The organism is Roseovarius sp. YIN77 (assembly GCF_057219155.1).
In genome coordinates, this window is record NZ_JBXVVI010000003.1 from 36,958 (window position 1) to 62,926 (window position 25,969).

Consider the following 25,969-nt stretch of genomic DNA (forward strand, 5'->3'; position numbering starts at 1 on the left):
GTCCGGATCACAGAAGGCCCCGTCACATGTACAATCAACGCCAAAATCACCTGCGTACCCGCATGTCAGATCAAAACATCGATGTCGCATTTATCACCGATGATGACAGTGTCTATTATCTGACCGGGTATTACGACTATCTGCACATGGACTTCGGCAGGCCAACCATTCTGGTGGTGCATAAAGGCGGCGAAAGCGTCCTGATCACCCCAACAATGGAACTGGATATGGCCGAGGCCGCCGCACATGTAGATCGCATTGCGCCTTGGAATGATGGCATGGGGGAGGAATGGCGCAGTGAAATTCCATCTTTGATGAGTGGCGCCAAGTCCATTGCATTGGAGCATAATCGCATGCCGCCGTTGGTCCGACCATATTTTGACAGCCATGTCGGGGCGGCTGCAGTTACCAATATCGAACCCATCATTGCCCGCATGCGAATGGTCAAATCAGCCGAAGAACTGCAACTGGCCCGCCATGCCGGGCAGGTGGCGCAATCGATGATGATGGCGGGGCGTAACGCTATTGGCGCTGGCGTTCCAGAGTTTGAGGTCGCAATTGCCACGTCGCAAGCGGGCACTCGCAAAGCCGCTGAATTGCTGGCGGCACATTATAGTGACAAAACCATGTCACCAAACACGCATTTCCTGCAGATCATGGCCTCTGGCCCCGAGATCACCAAGCCGCACCATCGCGCCTCGACCCGAATAATGAAACGCGGGGAACCGGTTTTTCTGTGTTTTTGCGGCATGACCAATTTTCACCGATTCAAGTTGGGATTTGATCGCACGTTCTGGATCGGTGACGTTGCCGATCCCCTGCACGCAGATGTTTATCAGGTCGCAGTCGACAGCCAGGCCGCCGCGCTATCGGTTCTGGCGCCTGGCGTTACGGCAGAGGAGGTTCACGCGGCCTATGCCGATGTCATTCAGACTGCGGGTTATGACTACCCGTTTCGGTGTGGCCGTGCGACTGGCTACAGTTTTCTGGAAACGCCCGAGCTGGTTTTCGGCGATAAAACCGTACTGCAGCCAGGGATGGTATTTGCCGTTGATGGCTCTGTCACGGTCAAAGGCCAGTTTCGCGCCCAGGTCGGAGACAGCTTTATCATCACCGAAACCGGGTATGAACAGATAACAGATCATCCAAAAGCCTTGGCGGATGTGATCCTGTAGGGATCACGCGCTTTGGCCCTTTGCGGCCTTGAATTTTAGGCTTTCCAAGTGATCGAGACTCGTCTATAGGCACGGCTTCACGCGGGGTTGCAGCCTTGGAGGGACCCCGCCCTTACATTATTGGAGAATACTATGGCTGGACAGATCCCAGATCTTCACGCCACGGTACGGACGGGGACAGGCAAGGGCGCCGCTCGTCAGGCTCGCCGAGATGGCAGCGTACCGGGCATCGTTTATGGTGGTGATGTAGAACCACTGCCGATCAACGTACCGTATAACGTCCTGTTGAAACGCCTGAAAAAAGGCCGTTTCCTGTCGACCCTGTTTAACCTGAAGGTCGAAGGCCACGATGACGTCCGCGTTATCTGCCGCAACGTTCAGCGCGATGTGGTCAAAGACTTGCCAACCCATCTGGACCTGCTGCGTCTGCGCCGCACCACCAAAATCAGCCTGGATATACCCGTTGAGTTCCTCAACGAAGACACCTGCCCCGGCTTGAAAAAAGGTGGCACGCTGACGGTTGTTCGTCCGATGGTGGAACTGGTTGTGACCGCCGGCGATATCCCGGAAAAGATCGAGATCGATCTGGCCGAGGCGGAAATCGGTGATTCAATCAGCATCACAGATGTGACCCTGCCAAAAGGCACCAAACCGACCATCGACCGTGACTTCATCATTGCATCTGTGCAGGCACCTACCACACTGGCTGCGGATGACGAGGAAGAGGGTGAAGGCGAAGAGGTTGCAGCCGATGAGGTTCCAACTGCAGCTGAAGAAGAAGCAACAGCCGAAGACGAATAAGAGCGTTCAAAGCGAATGTTCAAAAGCGGGGCAGACATTGCCCCGCTTTTTTTTGTGATCTACTCAGTCTCGATCCCGCCCTGTCTGCGGCTGTGTGATATTGGCACACCAAAGGCCCCAGAAAACGCACGGCTGAGCGTGGACGCGGTTGAGAACCCGCATCTAAGTGCAATTTGTTCCAGCGATTGATTGGTTTCCTGCGCCAATTCCCGTGCCCGTTTCAGCCGCAACATTCGGTAGTATTTGCCAGGGGTGACACCCAATTCATTTAGGAACAGGCGGTTGAGGTTGCGTTCAGACGTTGATGCGGCCTGTGCCAGCGCGCGTAGAGATACGGGATATTCGATGTGTGCGGCCATTTTATCAAGAGCGCGCAACAGTTGATCCGATCCAACCTGCCGAAATCGGGCGTGATCTGGTCCGGGTTTTTGGCTTTGCCGGTGGGCATCGTACAAAAACATCGTCGACGCATCAAAAGCCGCCGCAGTCCCGAAATCCTGACGGATCAGCTCCAACATCATTTCCAGCGTGCTGCTGGCGCCCCCGCATGTCAGATATCGCCCCGCGTGCACGAAGCTTTGCCGCATGACATTCACCTTGGGAAACTGTTCTGCAAAGGCTTCCAGATCATGCCAATGCATGGTGGCACGATGGCCATCCAGAAGACCCGCATGGGCCAGCATCCATGGCGCGCCATCAACCGCGATGATCCGCTCTGTCGCGTTTTGCGACTGGCGCAAAAGGGTAGAAATGCGTTTCAGGTCCATGCTCTGGACCCCATACCCGGCAACAAGGATCAGAACATGTCGCTGTCGTCTGGGATCAAATTTCTGCTCTGGCGTGACATTGACTTGGCTGGAGCTTTCAACCGGGTCGCCGTCAAGGCTGCTGATTGTCCATCTCAATTGCGCCCCGATTGTGCGCAGTTTGACATCACGCAATGGTTCCATCGCATTGGCGAGAACCATGTTTGAAAATCCATCAAACAACAGAAATTCATAAATCGGCATATCGGTTGTCATTAAGTGTCATGGATATGGCAATAAGTGTAAAAATGCAATCCGTGGCCGGGTGATAGTCTGCTTGCAAATTTGGGTGTCGGATGTCGATATACCGACGATATGAACACCGCTGAAAGACCCGATATGACCACTGCAGACATCCTTTGGACACCCGACGCTGAAACTGCCAAATCCACGCCGATGGCGCGGTTCTGGGACCATGTGCGAGACGTGACCAAAGAACCTTTGGCGCAGTATGACGACCTTCATGCCTGGTCGGTAGAAAATCCTGATAAATATTGGCCTTTGGTTTGGGATTTTTGTGGACTGGTCGGCGATCAGGGTGACGTCCCCTATGTTGGTGACGCGGACCCTATGCAGGTACAGTTCTTTCCCAACGCACGCCTGAATGTTGCCGAAACCTTCCTGAAAAATGCCGATGGCCGGCCCGCGATCATCTTTGTTGGCGAGGATGGCCGCCGCATTGAATGGTCACGGGCAGAGCTGAAGCGAGAGGTTGAGATGCTGGCCGCCGCCCTGCGGGCCGAAGGCATCGGCAAGGGTGACCGGGTTGTGGGCTATGTGCCAAACATGCCGCAAAGCATTGCCGCCACTCTGGCCACGGCATCATTGGGGGCTGTCTGGTCGTCTTGTGCACCTGAAAGCGGGCCAGATGTGGTCGTGGATCGGTTTGGCCAGATCGAACCCACCATCATGTTTGCCGCAGATGGGTATTTCTACAACGGCAAGACTTTTGACACCCGCCCCGCAATTGCCGAGGTCGTCGAACGTGTGCCATCGATCAAGAAGGTCGTGATCTGGGGATATGCGGGCGGTGCTGAAGACCTGCCTGAGATCTGGGTCGCGTATGATAGTTTCAAGGATCAGGCGGCGGGCGCGCTGCAATGCGAACCAATGGGGTTTCGCGATCCGCTTTATGTGATGTTTTCGTCCGGCACGACCGGGAAGCCCAAGTGCATAGAGCATTCCGGCGGTGGGTCATTGCTGCGTGCCATGACCGAGCAACAGTTGCACAGCGATCTGCGATCGGGCGATCGGCTGTTTTACTTTACCACCTGCAACTGGATGATGTGGAACTGGCTGATAGCGGGGCTGGCGTCAGAAGCCACCGTTATCCTGTATGACGGCAATCCGATGTACCCCGACGTCAAACGCCTGTTTGACTTGTGTGATGCCGAAAATGTCACCCATTTCGGGACCTCCGCGAAATATATCGACTTTTCTCTGAAATCGCACAACCGCCCGGTGGAAACGCATAAACTGAATGATCTACGCGTGGTTTTGTCCACAGGATCACCGCTGTCCCCGGATGGGTTTGCCCATGTTTATGCGGATTGGAAGGCCGATCTGCAGCTGGCCTCGATCTGTGGCGGCACGGATATTCTGGGCTGTTTCATTGGTGGCTGCCCGGTTCTACCGGTCCATAAGGGGGAAATTCAGGCGGCGTCGTTGGGATTGGATGTGGCGACACTGAATGAACATGGACACGAAGTGGACGGCGTCGCCGGGGAACTGGTCTGCCGCAATGCTCATCCGTCGATGCCGGCGCGTTTTCTGGGCGACCCCGATGGCACGCGGTACAAATCATCCTATTTCGACACCTATCCCAATATCTGGCGACAGGGAGATTTCACCATTCACACTGATAGTGGCGGGTTTGTTGTTCTTGGGCGATCAGACGCCACGTTGAATCCCGGCGGCGTGCGGATCGGCACGGCAGAGATCTACCGTCAGTTGGATAAAATCGACGACATCCGCGACGCCGTTGTTGTGGGTCAGAACTTCGACAATGATGTGCGCGTGGTTCTGTTTGTCATGCTGGCCGATGGTGTGGCGCTGGATGAGGCGCTGATCAAACGGATCAAAGGGGAAATTCGTAAGAATGCCTCCCCCCGTCATGTGCCTGCAAAGATCATCGCGGTGGCCGATGTGCCGCGCACTAAATCAGGCAAAACTGCCGAATTGGCGGTGCGCGATGTTGTTAACAATGAACCGGTCCGAAATCTGTCCGGCCTCACCAACCCAGAGGCCCTGGATTTGTTCAAAGACCTATCAGACCTTCAGGATTAGTGGCTTAAAGGAGCTCTATCATGCCTCTTACTATGAACCGCGAAGTTTTCATCACCTGCGCTGTGACCGGATCGGGCAGCACGCAGGATCGATCCCCCCATGTACCGCGCAGCCCCAAGCAAATCGCGGACAGTGCGATTGCCGCCGCCAAGGCGGGTGCTGCGATCGTGCATTGCCATGTGCGGGACCCGGAAACCGGCAAGCCGTCCAGAAAACTTGAATATTATCGGGAGGTTACCGACCGTATCCGCGACGCAGAGGTCGATGTGGTTCTGAACCTGACCGCTGGCATGGGTGGTGATATGGTCTTTGGCCCGACAGAGGCCCCGCTACCGGTGAATGAGGCCGGAACGGACATGATCCCGGCGTCCCAGCGGGTGGCGCATGTGGCGGAATGTTTGCCGGAAATCTGTACCCTGGACTGCGGCACCATGAATTTTGCCGAGGCTGATTATGTGATGACCAACACCCCCGGCGCGCTGCGTGCCATGGGGCAGATGATGACAGATCTGGGTGTGAAGCCCGAAATCGAGGCCTTTGACACCGGTCATCTATGGTTTGCCAAGCAGTTGGTTTCCGAAGGCATTTTGACCGACCCCGCACTGGTGCAACTGTGTATGGGTGTGCCGTGGGGGGCACCGAATGATCTGAATACCTTCATGGCGATGGTCAATAACGTGCCGTCTGACTGGAACTGGTCGGCCTTTAGCCTTGGCCGCGATCAAATGCCTTATGCCGCCGCCGCAGTGCTGGCCGGGGGCAATGTGCGCGTGGGTCTGGAGGATAACCTGTTCCTGGACAAAGGTGTTCTGGCCGAGAACTGGCAGCTTGTCGAACGCGCCAATACCGTCATTTCCAACATGGGTGCACGGGTGATCGGGCCGGCGGAAGTCCGTGAAAAACTGGGCCTAGTGAAGCGCGCGCCAAAGGGTTGATCACGGCAAATGGGGCCCGCTGTATTGCGACTGCATCACGTCGGTATTGCGTCGGTATAAAACTCAGCAGGGCCTCAACGGCATTTGAATTCATCGGAGCGGCACATTCGTGCGCTCCATCCTCTAATCCTACGATACGGCGTCAGGCATCGGCCCGTTATTGGAGACACGCATGACAAACACAGCGGCAATTATCGGCGGCGGGGTGATCGGGGGCGGCTGGGCCGCGCGATTCCTGCTTAATGGCTGGAACGTTCAGGTCTTTGACCCGGACCCGGAGGCAGAGCGCAAAATCAGCGAAGTGATGGCCAATGCCCGACGCGCGTTGCCATCGCTTTATGACCGGGCCTTACCGGCGGAAGGCAAACTGACCTTTCATACCGAAATCGCCGATGTGGTGGTCGGGACGTCCTGGATACAGGAAAGTGTGCCAGAACGGCTGGACCTGAAACACAAGGTTTATGCGCAGTTGATGGAACATGCGCCTACGGATGCGGTGATCGGGTCCTCGACCTCGGGCTTCAAACCGTCCGAGCTAAACGAGAAAGGCGCCAACATCATTGTCGCCCACCCGTTCAACCCGGTTTACCTGCTGCCGCTGATCGAACTGGTGGGCGACGCGGTGATTTGTGACAGGGCCGCAGACATTCTGCGCGACGTCGGGTTCTTTCCCTTGAAAGTACGCAAGGAAATTGACGCCCACATCGCCGATCGTTTTTTGGAGGCCGTCTGGCGCGAAGCTTTGTGGCTGGTCAAGGACGGCATCGCCACGACGGAAGAGATCGACGAGGCCATTCGCATGGGCTTTGGCCTGCGTTGGGGTCAGATGGGGCTGTTTGAAACCTATCGCGTTGCCGGGGGCGAGGCGGGCATGAAACACTTCATGGCGCAGTTCGGCCCTTGCCTGCAATGGCCCTGGACCAAGCTGATGGATGTGCCCGAGTTCACAGATGAGCTGGTCGATCTGATCGCCGGGCAGTCTGATGCACAATCCGGCCATCTGTCGATCCGCGAGTTGGAACGCCTGCGCGATGACAACCTTGTCGGCATGATGCGGGCGTTGAAAAAATCAGGCTCTGGTGCGGGCGGCGTGATCAATGCGCATGAGGCCGCGCTGCCGGAACCAGCAGCAGGTGATCTGCCCGTCACCGTCAGCCGCCAGATCCCGCAAAGCTGGACCGACTATAACGGCCACATGAATGAAACCCATTATCTGGAGGCCGCGTCACACGGCTCTGACCGGTTTATGGAAATGATCGGCGCGGATGCCGATTATGTTGCAGGCGGCAGCAGCTATTTCACCGTGGAAAACCACATTCGTTACATTGATGAGATGACGGCGGGGGAGGCCCTGGAGGTCACGACACAGGTTCTGCAGGGCGAAGGCAAGAAAATGCGCCTGTTCCATTTCATTCGTGGCGAAGGCGGCAAATTGTGTGCGACAGTCGATTCGATGCTCTTGCATGTGGATCTGACCACACGGGCAACATCGTTGCCATCGGAAGCGGTTGCCGCGAAGCTGGCGGACTATGCAACGGCCCACGCCAATCTGCCGGTGCCGGCAGAGGCCGGGCGCGGGGTAGGGCAACGGGGCTGATCGTTAGCCCTTGCGGCCCTGCCAATCGAGCCAGGCCGCCAGTATCAACAAGGCCAGTCCTGCCCATTCAACGATGGGCGGGACAAACCCGTGCATATTGGCGATCACCATAACCGCACCAACTGCGGCCAGACCGAAGGGCAGGTTTTGCCCGCTTCGCTGACGCCGCCGCCAAAAGGCTGCCACGGCAACCAGCACGGCCACGTCCACAGCGGCAGCCCACAGACCCAACGGGATGTCCACGGTCAGGCCGACCGCTGCCAGAATGACAGTCAGCGCCAAAAGCCCCTTGCACAGAAAAAGCGCAATCGCCACCGACCAGATCGGCCACAGCTTCGTGCGCAGCGCGCTTGCCATTCCATATTCTGACATGTGTGACCTCTTTTACCTGCCCGGATTTTCAGAACATAGCATAGTTGCTGATCCCCTGTCTTTGGGCGTTACGGGCTGAACGGTATGTTGGCAACGATGCGAAGCGGGCCGCCTGATCCGCCCTCAATCTTCATCGGCAGGGCAACAATCAGGCTGCCCGTTGGGGGAAGATCGTTCATATCAGCAACGTTTTCAAAGGCTGGGACATTGTGAGTCATCAACGCAACATGCGCCGCAAAATCCGTGGACTGGCCGTAATCGATAGAGGGTGTGTCGATCCCGACCGCGCCGATCTGGCGCGCCACCAACAGGGTTGCGGCCTCTGCGCTTAGCCCCGGGAAATGCAGTTTGGCCACCGCCTCTGGTCCGCGTTCTGCGGTGCCCATATAAGCAGCACGATCAGGATACAATCCGGCCCGACCGGTGTTGAGCAATACGATCGCACCGGCGGGAATAGGCCCATGCGTTTCCTCAAAGGCCTCAATGTCACCGACGCTGACCAAGTAATCGGGATTCTGCGCCGCCTGTATACTGACATCGATCACGATCCCCGGCCCGATCAACCGGTCTATGGGCACCTGATCCGTTGTGTGTGCGCCCTCGGCAAAGTGAATGGGCGAATCCATATGCGTGCCACCATGTTCGGCAGCGGCGAAATCATAGGCCGCGTAAAACCAACCACCGTCGGTATGGCCGTGATAGACCTCTGTCTTGGTAAAGGTCGTGGCGGTTGGCCAATAGACAGACGCCTCGTTGAACGGATGGGTCAGATCCACCCAGTGACCGTCCGTGATATCCTGCGCTGCTGCGCTGAGTGTCGAAGAGAGCAGGCCTGCAATAATAAGTCTAAACAATGTATCACCCTCACTACGTTGAACGGGCGTATCACCATCGACGCCCGCAGACAGTTTAGCCACTGCCCGGCGGTTTGGGCGAGAAAATTGTCGGCCCCTACAGCCCCAGCACATCCACCATGTCATAGCTGCCAGGTTTTTGGCCCTGACCCCAGAGCGCGGCCTTGAGCGCGCCGCGGGCAAAGATACCGCGGTCGGTGGCCATGTGGCGCAGCACGATGCGTTCGCCGGGGCTCGCGAACAGAACATCATGTTCGCCGACAATGTCGCCGCCACGAATGGCGGTGAAACCAATATCGCCGCGCTTGCGTGCGCCTGTGATGCCGTCGCGGCCACTGTCGCGGATAACTTTCAGGTGCTTGCCACGCCCCTCTGCCGCGGCCTCGCCCAGCATCAGGGCAGTTCCTGATGGCGCATCGACCTTGTGGTGGTGATGCGCCTCGATCACCTCGATATCGAAATCCTCATCCAGCGCGGCGGCAACTTTCTTGGTCAGTTGCACCAAGAGGTTCACACCGAGGCTCATATTGCCGGCCCGCACCACAACCGCATGGCGCGCCGCACGGTCGATGGCGGCGATATCATCGTCCGTCAGGCCGGTGGTGCCGATCACATGCACAGCGCGGGCTTGCGCCGCCAATTCTGCAAATCCGACGGTCGCGGCAGGAGAGGTGAAATCAATGATCGCCTGTGCCCTGGCAAAGGCAGACAGTGCATCATCAGTGACCGTCACACCGATCGGGGCGCCGCCCATCGCCTCGCCCACATCGCGACCGACCCAGTCATGGCCTTCGCGTTCAACCACGCCCACCAGCTTTGCCGCCGGGCTGGCCTTGATCGTGTTGATCAGCATCTGGCCCATGCGGCCTGATCCACCTGTGACGACTATACCTGGCAGCGACTCTGTCATAGCAAAGCTCCTTTAACATCTTGGGCATTCGATAGCCGTTTGCGCCGCGAATGCAAAGCCCCGCTTGTGCAAAGACCAATCTGCGCTTAGATGGGCGGCATGGCGAAGAATTCATACAATAGCGGGCGTGGCCCATCACAACGGCAGCTACGGGTCGGCGAAGTGATCCGCCGCACCATGTCGGAACTGCTGATGCGGGGCGAAATTCACGACCCGGACCTGAACCGGCTGTCGATCACTGTATCCGAGGTGCGGGTGACACCCGATCTGAAAGTGGCAACCGCCTTTGTCCTGCCATTGGGTGGAAAGGGCAAGGACGAGGCCATCGCGCTCTTGGCGAAAAACGCGGGCGAGCTGCGCCGTATGGTGACCAAGACCGCAGGCCTGAAGCATTCGCCGCAACTGAAATTCAGGATCGACGACACGTTTGACCGGGTGGATGAAACCCACCGGTTGCTATCCCAAGACGCCGTGCGCCGTGATCTGGAACGGGATGACGCCAAGGGTGACGGGGACGCATGATCCGGGTTTTGACCTTGCTGGGAATGTTTTTCGCTGCAGGGTCAGTACAGGCGGCCTGTCAGAACATCGACTATGACAACAATGGCTATGTGATCTGCGAGGCCCGCGCGGGCGACGACCTGCGCCTATGGCACAGCGATGATCAGGGTCGGCTCTTGGGGTCGTTTGGGGGCGTTCAGGATGTTCTGGGCGAGGGCGAAGACCTGATCTTTGCGATGAATGCCGGGATGTATCATCAGGATCGGCGTCCGGTCGGGCTTTATATCGAAAACGGGGTTGAAACCGCGCCCCTGCAGGATGGTGGCGGTTATGGCAATTTCGGCCTGACGCCCAACGGTGTTTTCTGTATCGCAGACGGCTGGGTGCGGGTGATCGAGACCAACGAGTTTCGCAACACCACCCCCGCCTGTCAGTTTGCAAGCCAATCCGGCCCGATGTTGGTGATCGATGGCAAACTACATCCCAAGTTTCTGCCCGAATCCAACTCCCTGAACTATCGCAATGGGGTCGGCACCAGTGCCGATGGCCAGGCCGTGATTTTCGCCATATCTGAACAGCCCGTGAACTTCTTCGACTTTGCAATGTTGTTTCTGGATCATCTGCAGATGCCGGATGCACTGTTTTTTGATGGCAAGGTTTCACGGCTATTCGCGCGCAATCTGAACCGCCATGATGCGGGGTTTCCGCTGGGCCCGATTGTCGGGCTGATTGGACGCGCTGGCAATTGACGGGCGGGGATGCTTGGGCTAACCCCGCTTCCTGATCATCGCAAAGGCATAAGATATGGGACGCAAACGCAAAGGGCGCGATATTTCTGGTTGGCTGGTTGTGGACAAACCTGCCGGGTGGTCCTCTAACGCCATTGTCAACAAGGTGCGCTGGGCGTTTGACGCCAAGAAGGCCGGCCATGCGGGTACGCTGGATCCAGAGGCCACAGGTGTGCTGGCCATTGCACTGGGCGAAGCCACGAAAACCGTACCCTTCATCACCGATGCGCTAAAAGCTTACACTTTCACCGTGCGTCTGGGGCAGGCCACCAACACCGACGATGAAGAGGGTGAGGTTATTGCCACATCCGACCTGCGGCCCAGCGATGATGACATCAAATCCGCCCTGCCGCAGTTTGTCGGTGAGATCATGCAGGTCCCGCCAAAGTTTTCGGCAGTGAAGATTGGCGGCCAACGCGCCTATAAGCTCGCCCGCGATGGCGAGGATGTTGACATTGCCGCGCGTCCGCTTTGGGTCGAGGAACTGACCCTGATCGATCGGCCCGATGCCGATCACGTGACGCTGGAACTGGTGTGTGGCAAAGGTGGCTATGTCCGCGCCATTGCCCGCGATCTGGGCGCTGCGCTGGGCTGTCACGGCCATGTGAAAGAGCTGCGCCGCACTTGGTCCGGCCCGTTTGAGGTTGGGGGTGGCGTCAGCATCGAGGTGATCGAAAAACTGGCAAAATCCGACGACTTGGATCAATATCTGCACCCGCTGGAAACCGGGCTTGCCGATCTGCCGGAAGTGCCAACCACGGCCGACGGCGCCGCAAAGCTGAGGCATGGCAATCCAGGCATCGTTTTAACTTCTGACGTGGAATACGGGGATGAATGCTGGGCCTCACTTAACGGTCAGGCCGTGGCGGTGGGGGTTTACAAGGCAGGTGAGCTGCACCCCAACAGGGTATTCAATCACTGAATGTTCATGCCAACGTGACGAATATTTCGGCAAAATCTGTTATACTGTCCCTGATTTAGCCTGGATGGGGCCGGGTTTTCAGCATTTTTCGTGGCTGCGGCCCCGCAGTTATGGAGGGTGTTATGGTCAAAACAATCGGTAATCCACTGTCTTGGGGCGCGCAATCCGTGGGCGCTGTCGGATCTGTGTTTGGCAACGCGGTCGGCGGGTTGCGAAGCGATGACAACACCGCGATGGCGGTGCCTGAGGTGCGAACATTAACAGTTGATGACCTGATGGAGGCGCTGAACAAAGGATTTCGCGACTTCACCACGTTTCGCACCGATGTGATGTTTCTGGTCATGATGTATCCGGTGATCGGCATGCTGTTGGCCTGGGTTGCCACGGATGCCGCCCGGTTACCGATGCTATTTCCGTTAATATCGGGTTTTGCGTTGCTGGGACCCGTGGCCGCTGTGGGTCTTTATGAGCTCAGCCGCCGGAACGAGGCCGGTCAAAGCGCGCGTTGGGGGGATGCGTTTGGCGTTTTGCAATCCCCGGCGCTGGCGCCCATCCTGGCATTGGGAATTTACCTTTTCGGTATCTTCATCGTCTGGCTGGCGGTGGCCAATGCCATCTATTCCGCCACGTTGGGGCCTGAACCCCCGGCATCAATGATGGGATTTGCCATGGATGTGGTGATGACCGGGCCGGGCTGGATGATGGCGATCATCGGTTGCGGCGTCGGATTTGTCTTTGCCGCGATTGTGCTTGCGACCAGCCTGATCTCCTTCCCGATGCTGCTGGATCGGCATTGCGGATTGCCGTTGGCGGTGGTCACCTCGATCAATGTGGCCCGCAAAAACATGCGCGTGGCCGCCATTTGGGGGATAATCGTGGCTGGATCACTGGCTTTGGGATCAGTGCCCTTTTTCCTGGGCCTGATCATCGTGATGCCGGTTTTGGGTCATGCCACGTGGAATCTGTATCGCCGGGCGGTGGTGTTTGAACACTAAGGGGCTTTGCCCCTCTGTCCCGGGGCTCCGCCCGTTCGCGGCTGAATTGATCCCCCGGATCAATTCCCAGACGCCGCTCACCCCAAGGTATTATTGGCGAAAGGAAGAACGCGGGATATTGCAATCCCGGGTCGCCCCGATCACAAAGCAGGCATGATCACGCGCACCCATCAAAAAGGCGATGCCGCCTCTGAGGCGATCTATTCGACTTGTGAAAAATACCGCTATGCGTTGAGCCGGGTTTGGGATCAATCCCGGGGCCGCGTGGCGTTCATCATGCTGAACCCGTCAAAGGCCACCGAGGTGCAAAACGACCCGACGATTGAGCGCTGCGAGCGCCGGGCGCGGGCGCTGGGCTTTGGCGGGTTTCGGGCGGTCAATATCTTTGCCTATCGCGAAACCGACCCGGCGCTGCTGCGCAAGGCGGCTGAACCCATTGGATCGGGGAATGATGCCGCATTGCTGGCGGCCTGTGATTGGGCGGATCAGATCATCTGTGGCTGGGGTGTGCATGGCGAACACCATGGCCGGGGTCCCGCGGTTGAGGTCCTTTTGCGCGATGCAGGGCACGAATTGCAGGCTTTGGGTCTGACCAAGGCGGGACATCCGCGCCATCCGCTGTATATTGGGTACAAAGTGCAGCCCGAATTGTGGGAAGGGGCCGATGACGGAGAGTGACCAGACAGAACTGCAGGCTGAAATCACGGCGCTGCGGACAGAGGTAAACCGTTTGAACCGCAACCGGTTTGTACGGCTGCATCGCAGCCTGACCGGCATGTTCTTTGCCCAGTTTCTGCGCGGATTGGCCTTTGGCCTGGGATCTGTTGTGGGGGCGACGATTTTGGTGTCTTTCCTGGTCTATGCGCTGTCACAGATCGATTTCATCCCGGTGATCGGCGAATGGGCGAAGGATATCGCCGATATCATTAAGACGCCGGTTGAGGCGGCTGAATAGGCCGCAAGAATCCCCTTTCCTTTGCACAGGGAATCCCCTATACGCGCCCATCGGCGTGAAAATCGCTGATTTCTCCATGGGCCTGTGCTGGACGACATCCCGGCCTGCGCCATCAACCTTAACCTTTAAAGGAGACCCCGATGTCGATCACTGTTGAAGAAAAAGCCCGCGTGCTGAAAGACTTTGCAACCAAAGAAGGCGACACAGGTTCGCCCGAAGTGCAGGTTGCGATCCTGACCTCGCGCATTACCACGCTGACCGAGCACTTTAAAACCCACAAGAAAGACAACCACTCTCGTCGTGGTCTGTTGAAACTGGTGGCACAGCGCCGGAAACTGCTGGACTATCTGAAAGGCAAAGAAGAGGCCCGTTACCAGGACCTGATCAAACGCCTTGGCATCCGCCGCTAATCGCGGACGGATACCACCAGGAAGGGGCCGCTGGGCCCCTTTTTTTATTGCTGCAAACAGGTGCGTTGTAATCACATGACCCACCGCTGATGAAAAGACAGAGCCCGTGAAACAAGCCCTTCGTGATGCGCTGGACGCGCGTGGATACACCGACCTGACACCGGTCCAAACTGCGGTTCTGGATCCGGAAATGGACGGGCGTGACCTGTTGGTATCTGCCCAGACCGGATCGGGTAAGACACTGGGCTTTGGCCTGGCGATTGCACCCACGGTCTTAGGGCAGGCCGAACAGTTCGGGGCGGCGGGAACGCCGCTGGCGCTTATCATCGCGCCAACTCGTGAATTGGCCCTGCAGGTCCGGCGCGAGCTAAGCTGGCTTTATGCGCAGGCGGGGGCGATTGTGACGTCCTGCGTTGGTGGCATGGATATGCGCGATGAACGCCGGGCCCTGGCCCGTGGCGCCCATGTTGTTGTCGCCACGCCAGGGCGGTTGCGCGATCATATCATGCGCGGGTCGATCGATCTGTCAAATCTGAAGGCGGTGGTTCTGGATGAGGCCGACGAAATGCTGGATCTGGGCTTTCGCGAAGATCTGGAATTTATTCTGGGCGAGGCCCCCGCAGACCGTCAGACCCTGCTGTTTTCGGCCACAGTTTCGAAATCCATCGCTGATCTGGCAACCAACTACCAGCGCGATGCGGTTCGGATCGTCACAAAATCTGAAACGCCGCAGCATGCCGATATCGACTATCGCGCCATGATGGTGGGTGACCGCGACACGGAAAGCGCCGTGATCAACACGTTGCTTTATTACGCGGCTCCAAATGCGATCGTATTTGCCAATACACGGGCAGCGGTGAACCGGCTGACCACGCGGCTGTCCAACCGTGGGTTCAGGGTCGTTGCCCTGTCTGGCGAGCTGTCGCAGGCTGAACGCAGCCATGCGTTACAAGCCATGCGCGATGGGCGCGCTGATGTCTGTGTGGCCACCGATGTGGCCGCCCGTGGGATCGACTTGCCCAATTTGGATCTGGTCGTACATGCCGAACTGCCGGGCAGTCATGAAACGCTGTTGCACCGATCCGGGCGCACGGGACGCGCCGGGCGCAAAGGGGTCAGCGCCCTGATCGTGACCAAGAAATCGCGCAAAAAAGCCGAACGCATTCTGGGTATGGCCAAGCTTAAGGCCAGCTGGACCCCCGGCCCATCGGCCGAGGATGTCTCTGCCCGCGAAGAGGAACGCCTGTTTGCCCATCCCGATTGGCACACACCGGCACCGGAAACAGAACAAGAGCTGGTCGCCAAACTGGCAGATCAATTTACCCCGGCGCAGATCGCAGCGGCCTATCTGCGGCTTTATCGCGCCCAGCGCTCTGCCCCTGAAGAACTGTCCGAAGTAACCACAGCGCCAGAACCACGGGCCGAATTTGGGGCCAGTATCTGGTTTTCCGTCACCGGAGGCCGCAAGGCGGGTGCCGATCCGCGGCGTCTGCTGCCGTTGCTGTGCAATGCCGGGGCGATCACCCGCGATCACATCGGTGCGATCCGCATTCAGTATGATCTCAGCTACTTCCAGATTCTGGAGACGAAGGTTGCAGGCTTTTTGGCGGCCGTCGGTCCGGATATGACGTTGGAGCCCGGCGCTGTGATTGAACAACTGGCAGAAGCACCGAACCTGAGTAGCGCACCAAAACCCCCACACAAGAAACGCCGTCATGACAACCCGGATCGGACAGAGGGGTTTGCACCGCGTGCGCCCCGCAATACGGACGATCAGGATGCGGAAAGACCCCCGCGCGCAAAAGATCGCGACGCCACGCCGCGCAAGCGCGATGACGCCACCCATCGTCAGATCGGTCCCAAGCCTGGAAAAAAGATCAAGACCGGCGACAAGCCCAAAGGTCCGCCGCCCCCCAAAGGCAGGCCCAATAGCAAGAAGAACAAGGCGCGCGCCGCGGCTGCAGCAAAGGAAAAGGCTGCAAAATCCCCAAAGGCACGGAAATCCTGAGCCCCGTTTCTTTTTGGCGGAAATACTCCCGCCAGAGGCGCCCGAGGACGGGTCCGATAGGACCCTGACGAGATAAAGCGCGCGCGCCGCAGGCGCGCCTTTAAATCAGGGGCGTATGGGCGCACGCCCACCCTTCCCATTTCCACAAAACTCCTGTATGGGCGGCATATCTGAGACGTGATGCCTTTGACCCCGGGCGCATGATGAAAGATTGGGGTCGGCGGCAATGGGGCCGCCATTGAAACGGGAGACCCGGAGGGCCGGGAGCGCTCCTTTTAGGATACGAAAATGTTCGAAATTACGAAAAAGTCGATGCAGTGGGGGGAAGAAACCCTGACACTGGAAACGGGCAAAGTTGCTCGTCAGGCAGATGGCTGTGTCATCGCCACCCTGGGTGAAACGTCCGTCATGGCGGCGGTCACTTTTGCCAAGAGCCAAAAACCGGGGCAGGATTTCTTTCCGCTGACGGTTCATTACCAAGAAAAATACTATGCAGCCGGTAAAGTTCCCGGTGGCTTCTTCAAGCGCGAGGCGCGCCCGACGGAAAAAGAGACGCTAACTGCGCGTCTGATCGACCGTCCGATCCGCCCGCTGTTTGTGCCGGGCTTCAAAAACGAAGTTCTGGTCATGTGTACAGTGCTATCTCACGATCTGGTTAATGACCCGGATATCGTGGCGATGATCGCCGCCTCTGCCGCGCTGACAATTTCCGGCGCGCCCTTCATGGGCCCGATCGCTGGTGCCCGCGTTGGCTTCTCTGACGGTGAATATATTCTGAACCCCGAAGTTGACGACATGCAGAACCTGCGTGCCAATCCGGATCAGCGTTTGGATCTGGTTGTTGCCGGGACCAAAGACGCCGTCATGATGGTGGAATCAGAGGCCTATGAGCTGACCGAAGAGGAAATGCTGGGTGCTGTGAATTTTGCGCATGAGCAAATCCAGCCGGTCATCGACCTGATCATCGATCTGGCCGAAGAAGCGGCGAAAGAGCCGTTTGATTTCCAACCTGCCGATTACTCTGACCTCTATGCCGCCGTTAAGGCAGCGGGCGAAGACAAAATCCGTGCCGCTTATGCGATCACCGACAAGCAGGAACGCACCACGGCCGTTTCCGATGCCAAAGCCGCGATCATCGAGGCGTTGAGCGAAGAGCAGCAAGAAGATGCAAACCTTGGCTCTGCACTGAAAAAGCTCGAAGCCAGCGTTCTGCGTGGCGACGTTGTCAAAACCGGCAAGCGGATCGATGGCCGGGCGCTGGATACGGTTCGCCCAATCGTGTCGGAAACCGGCTTCCTGCCGCGGACGCATGGCTCTGCCCTGTTTACCCGTGGCGAGACCCAAGGTCTGGTTGTGACCACACTGGGCACCGGCGATGATGAACAGATCATCGACGCGCTGCATGGCAACTTCCGCTCCAACTTCCTGCTTCACTACAACTTCCCACCCTATTCCGTGGGTGAAGCTGGCCGCGTGGGCCCTCCGGGTCGTCGTGAGATTGGTCACGGGAAACTAGCGTGGCGTGCATTGCAGGCCGTTCTGCCAGCCCCGACCGATTTCCCCTACACCGTGCGTGTTGTGTCTGAAATCACCGAATCCAACGGTTCGTCTTCGATGGCGTCTGTTTGCGGTGGTTCCTTGTCGATGATGGATGCAGGCGTTCCGCTGAAAGCACCGGTTGCCGGTGTGGCCATGGGCCTGATCCTGGAAGATGACGGGTCCTATGCGGTTCTGACCGACATTCTGGGTGATGAGGATCACCTGGGCGATATGGACTTCAAGGTAGCGGGGACTGAAAACGGTATCACGTCGCTGCAGATGGACATCAAGGTTGCCGGTATCACGCCGGAAATCATGCAAAAGGCGCTGGCGCAAGCCAAAGAGGGCCGTTTGCACATTCTGGGTGAGATGGCCAAGGCCCTGACCGAGGCTGGCGATTTCTCTGTCCACGCGCCGCGCATTGAAACCATGCAGATCCCAACCGACAAGATCCGTGAAGTCATCGGCTCTGGCGGTAAAGTGATCCGCGAGATCGTCGAAGTGTCTGGCGCCAAAGTCGACATCAACGACGAAGGCACAATCAAGATCGCATCGCCCAATGGCGATTCGATCCAGAAAGCCTATGACATGATCCACGCGATCGTGGCAGAGCCAGAAGTTGGCGAGATCTACAACGGCAAGGTTGTAAAAATCGTTGATTTCGGTGCCTTCGTGAACTTCTTTGGCAAGCGCGATGGTCTGGTCCACGTGTCCCAGATCGAAAACCGCCGCCTGAACCATCCGTCAGATGTTCTGAAGGAAGGCCAGGACGTGAAAGTGAAGCTCTTGGGCTTTGATGATCGCGGCAAAGTGCGTCTGGCAATGAAAATGGTCGATCAGGAAACTGGTGAAGAGATCAAGAAAGAAGAAGCCGCAGAGGGCTGATTTAGACTGATCACCACGTAACAATTGAGAGGAGCCCGCACCCAACAGTGCGGGCTTTTCTTATTTGAAACCCGGCATCCGCTTTTCAAGCTTGGCGGCAAGGCTTTCGCGAAATTCGTCAGAGGGCAGCTGATCGACAAACCATGTGAGTTCCCGGGTCAGTTGGGCGCGTATCTGGTCGCGGTCGTGGCCCACCAATGCCTTGGTCCGGCGGATCGCGGTGGGGGCCGTTCGGGCAATCTGTTGGGCGGCAGAGAGTGTTTCACCCAACAGATCGGCAGGTTGACAAAGACGCGAGGCGATACCGTGTTGAACCGCCTCTGCCGCCGACAGCCGGCGCCCGGTCAGAAACATATCCTGTGCCAAGGCCCTGCCAACGGTGGCGGGCAACAGGATCGAGGCCCCGGCCTCTGGTACCAGACCCAGACCTGCGAAGGGAACCGACAGATGCGCGCCCTCGGCAATGAAGACCAGATCAGACAAAAGCAACATCGTTGTGCCGATGCCAATGCCATCGCCATTAACGGCGCACAGGATCGGTTTTTCCGCTTCGATCAGGGCGTGAAGGAATTTGGCCACCGGAAAATCGAGGGTGAAGTTACCATCGGCAAAATCCTTTAGATCATTGCCAGCGGTGAACATGTCGCCAGTGCCAGTAATTATCAGGGCGCGCAAATTGGGGTCAGCTGCGTATTCCGTCAGCGCATCGGCCATCGCGCGATACATATCGTGGGTGATGGCGTTTTTCTTATCAGGGCGGTTGATCGTGACCGTGCGGATGCGGTCACGGTCTTTAATAATGATGAGGTCGCTCATGCGGCTTTCGCCGCGCCGCCACCGTAAAAACTGCTGCCTTTGCCCACCACGTCGCGCAGCAATGCCGGGGTGGTGAACCGTTCCCCATGGCGTGCGGTCAGATCATCGCAGGTTTCCACCGCCTTGACCGCACCGATCATATCCAGATAACCGAACGGCCCGCCAGACCACGGCATGAAGCCCCAGCCAAGGATCGCGCCCACGTCGCCCTCTCGAATATCTTCCAAGACGCCCTCTTCCAATGCCCGCACGGCCTCCAGCACCTGCGCCATGATCATGCGGACCTGCACGTCGTGCAGGTCCGGTTGGTCGGCGGCGTGGGGGTATTGGGCTGAAAGGCCGTCCCACAAACCAGTGCGTTTGCCTTTATCGTCATAGGCATAAAATCCGGCGCCTGCCTTTTTGCCTGCGCGGTCCTGATCCATCATCCAGAAAATCACATCATCCACAGCGCCGTCGGGATAGGCATCCCCCATAGCGGCGCAGGCGGCCTTGGCGATTTTGACGCCCAGTTCGATCGATACCTCATCGGCCAGTTGCAGGGGGCCCAGCGGCATTCCCAGCATTTTGGCTGCATTTTCAATCAGGGCAGGGTTTACACCTTCGGCCACCATCCTGATCCCTTCGTTGATATAGGGGATGATGCAGCGGTTGGCGTAGAAGAACCGCGCATCGTTGACCACGATCGGGGTTTTGCGGATCTGGCGCACATAATCCAGCGCCTTGGCAACCGCGCGGTCACCCGTTTCGCGGCCTTTGATGATCTCGACCAACATCATTTTTTCAACGGGGGAGAAGAAGTGGATACCTATGTATTGATCGGGGCGTTGAGATGCCTTTGCCAGATCAGAGATTGGCAAGGTAGAGGTGTTGGTGGCAAAGATGCATTCGTCTGCGACCACGGCTTCGACCTTTGCGGTGACTTCTGCCTTCACCTTCGGGTCCTCGAACACGGCTTCGATGATCAGGTCACAGTCTTTGAGGGCGTTGTAATCGGTGGTGGCCGTGATACGGGACAGCAGCTCTGTCTTGGTTTCTTCGGTCGCTTTTTTGCGTTTGATGCCCTTGTCCATATAGGTCTCTGAATAGGCCTTGCCACGGTCGGCAGCCTCTTGGCTGGCATCAATCAGCACGACCTCCATCCCAGCCTTGGCGGACACCAGCGCAATGCCCGCGCCCATCATGCCTGCACCCATGACGCCGACCTTTTGCACCTTTTGGTCCGATACGTCAGGGCGATTGGCGCCTTTTTCCAGCGCCTCCTTGTTGATAAACAGACTGCGGATCATGGCGGATGACGACGGGTTCATCAGGATGTTGGTGAACCAGCGGGCCTCTATCTTCAGCGCGGTGTCAAAGGGCACCATCGCGCCCTCATAGACAGCAGACAGCAACGCCTTGGCGGCGGGATAGACGCCCTTGGTCTTGCCATTGACCATGGCAGAGGCGCCGACAAATGTCATGAAACCCATTGGGTGATAAGGGGCGCCGCCGGGTATTTTATAGCCCTTCTCGTCCCAGGGTTTGACGATCTTGGGGCTCGACAGGATCCAATCCTTGGCGGCAGACAAGAGCTCTTCCGCGGGGACAACATCATCGATCAAGCCAGCCATTTTCGCCTTTTTCGGGTCGCTGAGTTTTCCTTCCAGCAAAAACGGCGCGGCGGCCATGGCACCCAGTTTACGGGTCAGGCGGGTGGTGCCGCCTGCACCGGGAAACAGGCCCACCATGATCTCTGGCAGACCGATCTTGGCCTTGGGATTGTCGGCCGCAATGATCCGGTGGCAGGCCAGCGGCAGTTCAAATCCAATGCCCAGTGCCGTGCCGGGCAGGGCCGCGACAATGGGTTTGCCGCCCTTGTTCTTGTCATCCATACCGCCGCGTTCGACCTTTCGCAGCAGCCCATGTGCTTGCATGATCCAGTCAAAGATCGCTTGCGCTGGCTTCTCCCCTGCATTGGAACGCAGATCGCCCAGAATTTTCAGGTCCATGCCACCGGCGAAAGTATCCTTGGCGCTGGTGATGATCACGCCCTTGATCGCATCGTCCCCCAAAGCGGTATCGATCATTTCGCCCAATAGGTGGTAGGCCTCATTGCTCATCACATTCATGGATTTGCCGACCGTGTCCCATGTGATCGTGGCAACGCCGTCGGCATCTACTGCATAGTGAAAATCGGTCATTCGATCTCTCCCAGATGGGGGGTGCCGTCCTTGTGAGTAAAGTGCGCGCCATCAGCATCTATGCGCACCTTCATATCCAGATCGGAATAGTGGGCGTATTCAACCTTTGTATGCGTACCGATCACCAGAAAAGCGGCCGGGGCATTGGACTTGTTCACCATGTGATGGCCGTTAGCATCGCCTGCGGGCCATGTGGCGCAATCGCCGGGGCGCATCAGATGTTCGCCATCATCATCGATCAGGGTGATCTCTCCCTCTGTCACAATGGCAAATTCGTCCTGATTTTCGTGCCAGTGGCGCAGAGAAGACAGGGCGCCAGGTTCCAGCCGCACGAGATTTGCGCCAAACTGGGTCAGGCCCGACAGCCGCCCAACCGCCTGCTGTGAACGGCCTTGCATCATATCGGCCAGCTTGCCGGGATAGCCTGATCCGGTTGTAACGGAAATTTGGGATAAATCGACCTTTGGCATGGTTACACCCTTTCCAATATCGTTGCCGCGCCCATCCCGGCGGCGACACAAAGGGTGGCAAGGCCGATTTCCTTATCTGCGCGCTCCATCTCGTCCAGCAATGTGCCGAGGATGATTGACCCTGTTGCGCCCAAGGGGTGACCCAGCGCAATCGCGCCACCATTGACGTTCAGCTTGGCATGATCGACGTCAAAGGCCTGCATGAACCGTAGTACGACGGCGGAAAACGCCTCGTTCACCTCAAACAGATCAATATCGCTGATCGCCATGCCAGAGTTTTTCAGGATCTTTTCGGTTACCGGAACCGGACCGGTCAGGTTGATGGTGGGATCATCGCCAACCTTGGCCATGGCACGGATGCGGGCGCGGGGCTTCAGGCCGTTGCGTTCGCCAAATTCCTTCGTTCCGATCAGGACAGCGGCCGCGCCATCGACGATGCCGGAAGAATTGCCCGCGTGATGAACGTGATTGATCCGTTCCAGATGTGGGTAGCGCAATTGAGCGACGGCATCAAAACCGGGCATGACCTCGCCTTGATCCTTGAAGGCCGGTTTCAGCGCGCCCAGCGCCTGCATATCCGTACCCGGGCGCAGGTATTCGTCACGGTCCAAAATGGTCAAACCGTTGATATCGGTCACCGGGACGATGGAGTTGTCAAAACGCCCCGCCCGCTGTGCCTCTGCCGCGCGGCGCTGTGATTCTACGGCGAATTCATCCACATCATCGCGGGAAAATCCGTATTCCGTGGCGATGATATCTGCGGAAATCCCTTGCGGGACGAAATACTGACCCATGGCAATTGTCGGATCGACGGCCATGGCGGCCCCGTCTGATCCCATCGGCACGCGGCTCATCATCTCGACCCCGCCCGCAACATAGGCGTCGCCCTGCCCGGCCTGCACTTGCGCGGTGGCCAGATTGACGGCCTCCAACCCCGACGCGCAGAACCGATTGATCGACACACCCGGCACGTGTTGGCCATAGTCAGAGGCCAGCACGGCGGCGCGGGCCAGACAACCGCCCTGTTCCATCACTTGTGTGACATTACCCCAGATCACATCCTCGACCTGGGTTGTGTCCAGATCATTGCGATCCTTCAGCGCATTCAGCACATGGGCCGACAGGCGCAAGGCGGTGACCTCATGCAGGCTGCCATCCTTGCGGCCCTTGCCGCGCGGGGAGCGAATCGCGTCGTAAATAAAAGCGTCCTGAGTCACGTTTGTTCCTTCCGTCGCCGGGGGCAGCCGCACAAACGGCGCCGGGATGACTGTGGTCTCTATCTTAAATCTATGCACCCAGTTTGCGTTTAACGAGAGGCGATTTCCACCATCGGGTCATAACGTTACGTCGAAATCCATGTGATTGATCATGAGGACATGCAACCGAGAGCTTCATCTGGAATAAAATATTTTGTTGGACAATAATTTTTTTACTGCTTAGGGTCGCGCCCAGGGGGCCACTTGACACAGTCAATTACTGCATCTGCCGGACAGCCGCGCATCGGGGCGTTGATCCGAAACCGCCGCAAGCAATTGTCGATGACGTTGCAGGAGTTGGGTCGTACCTCTGGCGTGTCGGTAGGATATCTTAGCCAGTTGGAGCGCGACAATGCCACGCCAACCCTGGGAACATTGGCGCAAATCGCTGATGGGCTGTCCGTGAGTGTTGACTACTTTATCTCTAAGCCACACGCCGCCAGCGCAATCACCATTGCCGGGGAGCGGCCTGAATTTTCGGTTGGCGGATCATCGATCGTCTACGAACAGCTGAACACGGAATTTCCGGGGCGCGAGATGTCGTCGTTCATCCTAAACGTCCCAGACGGATATAAGTCTGAAAGCATGAGCCATGCCGGGGAAGAGATGATCTATATTCTGGAGGGCTGCATCGTGCAGCATCTGGATGGTCAGGAATTTCGGATGACGGCGGGTGACAGCCTGCACTATCGCGGCAACCGAACCCATGGCTGGTACAATGACAGCGGTGCCCCAGCCAAGATTTTGTGGGTCGGGACGCTGGAGCTGTTTCGCGGAAAATTACCAAAGGCAGAACGCTCTATCAAAAGCGTCATGCAGGAAGAGGAAACATAATCCTCTGCCAATGAATCGAGCAAACCAAATCTAAGCCCAAGAATTTTGGGTACATCAAAGGGAGAAAACGATGAAAATCTCAAAACTGCTAACCACCGGGGTCGCCTCGCTGGCACTGATGGCAGGAGCGGCGTCGGCCAAGACGCTCGTTTACTGTTCAGAAGGATCACCGGAGGGCTTTGACACAGCGCTATATACGTCCGGGACCACTTTTGATGCGTCCTCCAAGACGCTTTACAGCCGTCTGGTCGAGTTTGAACTGGGCACCACCAATGTTGTTCCGGGTTTGGCCGAAAGCTGGGAAGCATCCGACGACGGGTTGGAATATACATTCAAGCTGCGCCCGGGTGTGAAGTTTCATTCCAACGATAGCTTCAGCCCAAGCCGTGAATTCAACGCTGATGACGTGCTGTTCAGCTTTGAACGTCAGCGCCTGGAAGACCACCCTTACAACGGTGTGTCCGGCGGTACCTGGGAATATTTCCAGGGCATGGGCATGGGTGACTTGATCGCCTCGATCGAAAAAGTCGATGACATGACGGTGAAGTTCACGCTGAACCAGCCAGAGGCCCCGTTTGTGGCCAATATGGCAATGGACTTTGCGTCGATCCTGTCGGCTGAATATGGTGATGCAATGATGGCGGCTGGTACGCCTGAACAGCTAAACCAAGATCCGATCGGAACTGGGCCATTCTCCTTTGTTGCTTACCAAAAAGATGCCGTGATTCGTTATGCTGGCAACCCGGATTTCTATCTTGGCGCCCCGGCAATCGAGAATCTGGTCTTTGCGATCACACCTGACAATTCTGTCCGTTATCAAAAGATGCAGGCGGGCGAATGCCATGTGATGCCTTATCCGAACCCGGCTGATATCGACGCGATCCGCGCCGATGGAAACATCACCATGCTGGAGCAGGAAGGCCTGAATGTGGGCTATCTGGCCTATAACACCACAGTGGCACCGTTTGATAATCCAAACGTTCGCCGTGCGTTGAACATGGCCATTGATAAACAGGCCATCATCGACGTGGTTTTCCAGGGTGCTGGCCAAATCGCCAAAAACCCGATCCCGCCAACCATGTGGTCCTATGACAATGACACGGTAGATGACAGCTATGATCCAGAGGCCGCCAAGGCCGCGTTGGAAGCAGAAGGTGTTTCCGGGTTGGAGATGAAGATCTGGGCGATGCCAGTGCAGCGGCCCTATAACCCGAACGCCCGCCGCATGGCCGAACTGATGCAGGAAGACTTTGCAAAGGTCGGCGTCAACGTTGAAATCGTGTCTTATGAATGGGGTGAATACCTGTCCCGTTCGCGCGAGCTCAACCGTGATGGTGCGGTCCTGCTGGGTTGGACCGGTGACAATGGTGACCCGGACAACTTCCTGGCCGTTCTGTTGGGTTGTCAGGGTGTCGAAGCCTCCAACCGTGCACAATGGTGCCACCAGCCGTTTGAAGATGCGATTCAGGCAGCCAAAGTCACCACCGATGTGGCAGAGCGTACGCGTCTCTATAAAGAAGCGCAGGGCATCTTTAAGGATCAGGCGCCTTGGGCCACGATTGCACACTCCGTCGTCTTTATGCCGATGCTGAACAGCGTCAGTGGTTACGTGATCGATCCGCTGGGCGGTCACCACTTCTATGGTGTTGATATCGCTGAATAAGTGATCAT

General features: G+C 57.5%; 24 protein-coding genes. 16 read left to right on the plus strand and 8 right to left on the minus strand.

The window, feature by feature from the left end; all coding sequences use genetic code 11:
- Positions 1-26: 26 nt before the first annotated feature.
- Positions 27-1,175 carry a M24 family metallopeptidase gene (locus AC2D8P_RS05455; RefSeq protein ID WP_484701194.1) on the plus strand — a complete coding sequence of 383 codons (1,149 nt, stop codon included), beginning with the start codon at positions 27-29 and terminating at the stop codon, positions 1,173-1,175.
- Between the two features lie 132 nt (positions 1,176-1,307).
- Positions 1,308-1,976 (plus strand): 50S ribosomal protein L25/general stress protein Ctc, encoded by a 669-nt coding sequence (locus AC2D8P_RS05460; RefSeq protein WP_484701196.1) that lies wholly within the window; start codon positions 1,308-1,310, stop codon positions 1,974-1,976.
- A 59-nt stretch (positions 1,977-2,035) separates the two neighbouring features.
- On the opposite strand, the gene AC2D8P_RS05465 is transcribed toward AC2D8P_RS05460, so the two are convergent.
- Complete coding sequence (locus AC2D8P_RS05465; protein WP_484701198.1) at positions 2,036-2,998, minus strand: GlxA family transcriptional regulator; 963 nt, start codon at positions 2,996-2,998, stop codon at positions 2,036-2,038.
- A gap of 123 nt (positions 2,999-3,121) precedes the next feature.
- On the opposite strand from AC2D8P_RS05465, the gene AC2D8P_RS05470 reads away from it, so the two are divergent.
- The 3 genes from AC2D8P_RS05470 (at position 3,122) to AC2D8P_RS05480 (ending at position 7,600) form a co-directional block, all read left to right on the plus strand.
- On the plus strand, positions 3,122-5,068 hold the full coding sequence (locus AC2D8P_RS05470) for an acetoacetate--CoA ligase (protein WP_484701200.1): 1,947 nt from the start codon (positions 3,122-3,124) through the stop codon (positions 5,066-5,068).
- Positions 5,069-5,088: 20 nt separating this feature from the next.
- Positions 5,089-6,003: a 3-dehydrocarnitine:acetyl-CoA trimethylamine transferase BcoG gene (bcoG, locus tag AC2D8P_RS05475; protein WP_484701202.1), complete on the plus strand. Its 915-nt coding sequence runs from the start codon at positions 5,089-5,091 to the stop codon at positions 6,001-6,003.
- 172 nt (positions 6,004-6,175) lie between these two features.
- A complete protein-coding gene (locus AC2D8P_RS05480; RefSeq protein ID WP_484701204.1) occupies positions 6,176-7,600 on the plus strand; it encodes a carnitine 3-dehydrogenase in 1,425 nt (474 codons plus the stop codon).
- 3 nt (positions 7,601-7,603) lie between these two features.
- Here AC2D8P_RS05480 and AC2D8P_RS05485 read toward each other — a convergent pair whose 3' ends face one another.
- From AC2D8P_RS05485 to dapB, 3 genes are all read right to left on the minus strand, one after another.
- Positions 7,604-7,972 carry a MerC family mercury resistance protein gene (locus tag AC2D8P_RS05485; protein WP_484701206.1) on the minus strand — a complete coding sequence of 123 codons (369 nt, stop codon included), beginning with the start codon at positions 7,970-7,972 and terminating at the stop codon, positions 7,604-7,606.
- A 68-nt stretch (positions 7,973-8,040) separates the two neighbouring features.
- Positions 8,041-8,826, minus strand: coding sequence for a cyclase family protein (locus tag AC2D8P_RS05490; RefSeq protein WP_484701207.1), 786 nt, complete (start codon positions 8,824-8,826; stop codon positions 8,041-8,043).
- Positions 8,827-8,923: 97 nt separating this feature from the next.
- Positions 8,924-9,736, minus strand: coding sequence for a 4-hydroxy-tetrahydrodipicolinate reductase (gene dapB, locus AC2D8P_RS05495; protein WP_484701209.1), 813 nt, complete (start codon positions 9,734-9,736; stop codon positions 8,924-8,926).
- Between the two features lie 99 nt (positions 9,737-9,835).
- On the opposite strand from dapB, the gene rbfA reads away from it, so the two are divergent.
- The 9 genes from rbfA (at position 9,836) to pnp (ending at position 18,739) form a co-directional block, all read left to right on the plus strand.
- Positions 9,836-10,258 (plus strand): 30S ribosome-binding factor RbfA, encoded by a 423-nt coding sequence (gene rbfA / locus AC2D8P_RS05500; protein ID WP_484701211.1) that lies wholly within the window; start codon positions 9,836-9,838, stop codon positions 10,256-10,258.
- Positions 10,255-10,986: a phosphodiester glycosidase family protein gene (locus AC2D8P_RS05505; protein WP_484701213.1), complete on the plus strand. Its 732-nt coding sequence runs from the start codon at positions 10,255-10,257 to the stop codon at positions 10,984-10,986. Before rbfA ends, AC2D8P_RS05505 begins: the two co-directional genes overlap by 4 nt.
- 55 nt (positions 10,987-11,041) lie before the next feature.
- Positions 11,042-11,947, plus strand: a complete 906-nt coding sequence (gene truB / locus AC2D8P_RS05510; RefSeq protein ID WP_484701215.1) for a tRNA pseudouridine(55) synthase TruB — start codon at positions 11,042-11,044, stop codon at positions 11,945-11,947.
- A 122-nt stretch (positions 11,948-12,069) separates the two neighbouring features.
- Positions 12,070-12,942 (plus strand): DUF2189 domain-containing protein, encoded by an 873-nt coding sequence (locus AC2D8P_RS05515; protein WP_484701217.1) that lies wholly within the window; start codon positions 12,070-12,072, stop codon positions 12,940-12,942.
- 153 nt (positions 12,943-13,095) lie between these two features.
- Positions 13,096-13,620 carry a DUF1643 domain-containing protein gene (locus AC2D8P_RS05520; protein WP_484701218.1) on the plus strand — a complete coding sequence of 175 codons (525 nt, stop codon included), beginning with the start codon at positions 13,096-13,098 and terminating at the stop codon, positions 13,618-13,620.
- Entirely contained in the window at positions 13,607-13,897 is a 291-nt protein-coding gene (locus AC2D8P_RS05525; protein WP_484701220.1) for a DUF5665 domain-containing protein, read from the plus strand. Before AC2D8P_RS05520 ends, AC2D8P_RS05525 begins: the two co-directional genes overlap by 14 nt.
- 140 nt (positions 13,898-14,037) lie before the next feature.
- On the plus strand, positions 14,038-14,307 hold the full coding sequence (gene rpsO, locus AC2D8P_RS05530; protein ID WP_484701222.1) for a 30S ribosomal protein S15: 270 nt from the start codon (positions 14,038-14,040) through the stop codon (positions 14,305-14,307).
- 106 nt (positions 14,308-14,413) lie between these two features.
- Entirely contained in the window at positions 14,414-16,315 is a 1,902-nt protein-coding gene (locus AC2D8P_RS05535; protein WP_484701224.1) for a DEAD/DEAH box helicase, read from the plus strand.
- 288 nt (positions 16,316-16,603) lie between these two features.
- Positions 16,604-18,739 (plus strand): polyribonucleotide nucleotidyltransferase, encoded by a 2,136-nt coding sequence (gene pnp / locus AC2D8P_RS05540; protein ID WP_484701225.1) that lies wholly within the window; start codon positions 16,604-16,606, stop codon positions 18,737-18,739.
- A 60-nt stretch (positions 18,740-18,799) separates the two neighbouring features.
- On the opposite strand, the gene AC2D8P_RS05545 is transcribed toward pnp, so the two are convergent.
- The 4 genes from AC2D8P_RS05545 to AC2D8P_RS05560 are packed head-to-tail and all read right to left on the minus strand — an operon-like array spanning position 18,800 to position 23,425.
- Positions 18,800-19,555: an enoyl-CoA hydratase/isomerase family protein gene (locus AC2D8P_RS05545; protein WP_484701227.1), complete on the minus strand. Its 756-nt coding sequence runs from the start codon at positions 19,553-19,555 to the stop codon at positions 18,800-18,802.
- Positions 19,552-21,738 carry a 3-hydroxyacyl-CoA dehydrogenase NAD-binding domain-containing protein gene (locus tag AC2D8P_RS05550; RefSeq protein ID WP_484701229.1) on the minus strand — a complete coding sequence of 729 codons (2,187 nt, stop codon included), beginning with the start codon at positions 21,736-21,738 and terminating at the stop codon, positions 19,552-19,554. Before AC2D8P_RS05550 ends, AC2D8P_RS05545 begins: the two co-directional genes overlap by 4 nt.
- Complete coding sequence (locus AC2D8P_RS05555; protein ID WP_484701231.1) at positions 21,735-22,208, minus strand: cupin domain-containing protein; 474 nt, start codon at positions 22,206-22,208, stop codon at positions 21,735-21,737. Before AC2D8P_RS05555 ends, AC2D8P_RS05550 begins: the two co-directional genes overlap by 4 nt.
- A gap of 2 nt (positions 22,209-22,210) precedes the next feature.
- A complete protein-coding gene (locus AC2D8P_RS05560; protein WP_484701233.1) occupies positions 22,211-23,425 on the minus strand; it encodes an acetyl-CoA C-acetyltransferase in 1,215 nt (404 codons plus the stop codon).
- Between the two features lie 243 nt (positions 23,426-23,668).
- Between AC2D8P_RS05560 and AC2D8P_RS05565 the strand changes: the two genes are divergently transcribed.
- A complete protein-coding gene (locus AC2D8P_RS05565) occupies positions 23,669-24,298 on the plus strand; it encodes a helix-turn-helix domain-containing protein (protein ID WP_484701235.1) in 630 nt (209 codons plus the stop codon).
- A 70-nt stretch (positions 24,299-24,368) separates the two neighbouring features.
- Entirely contained in the window at positions 24,369-25,961 is a 1,593-nt protein-coding gene (locus AC2D8P_RS05570; RefSeq protein WP_484701237.1) for an ABC transporter substrate-binding protein, read from the plus strand.
- Positions 25,962-25,969 lie beyond the last annotated feature (8 nt).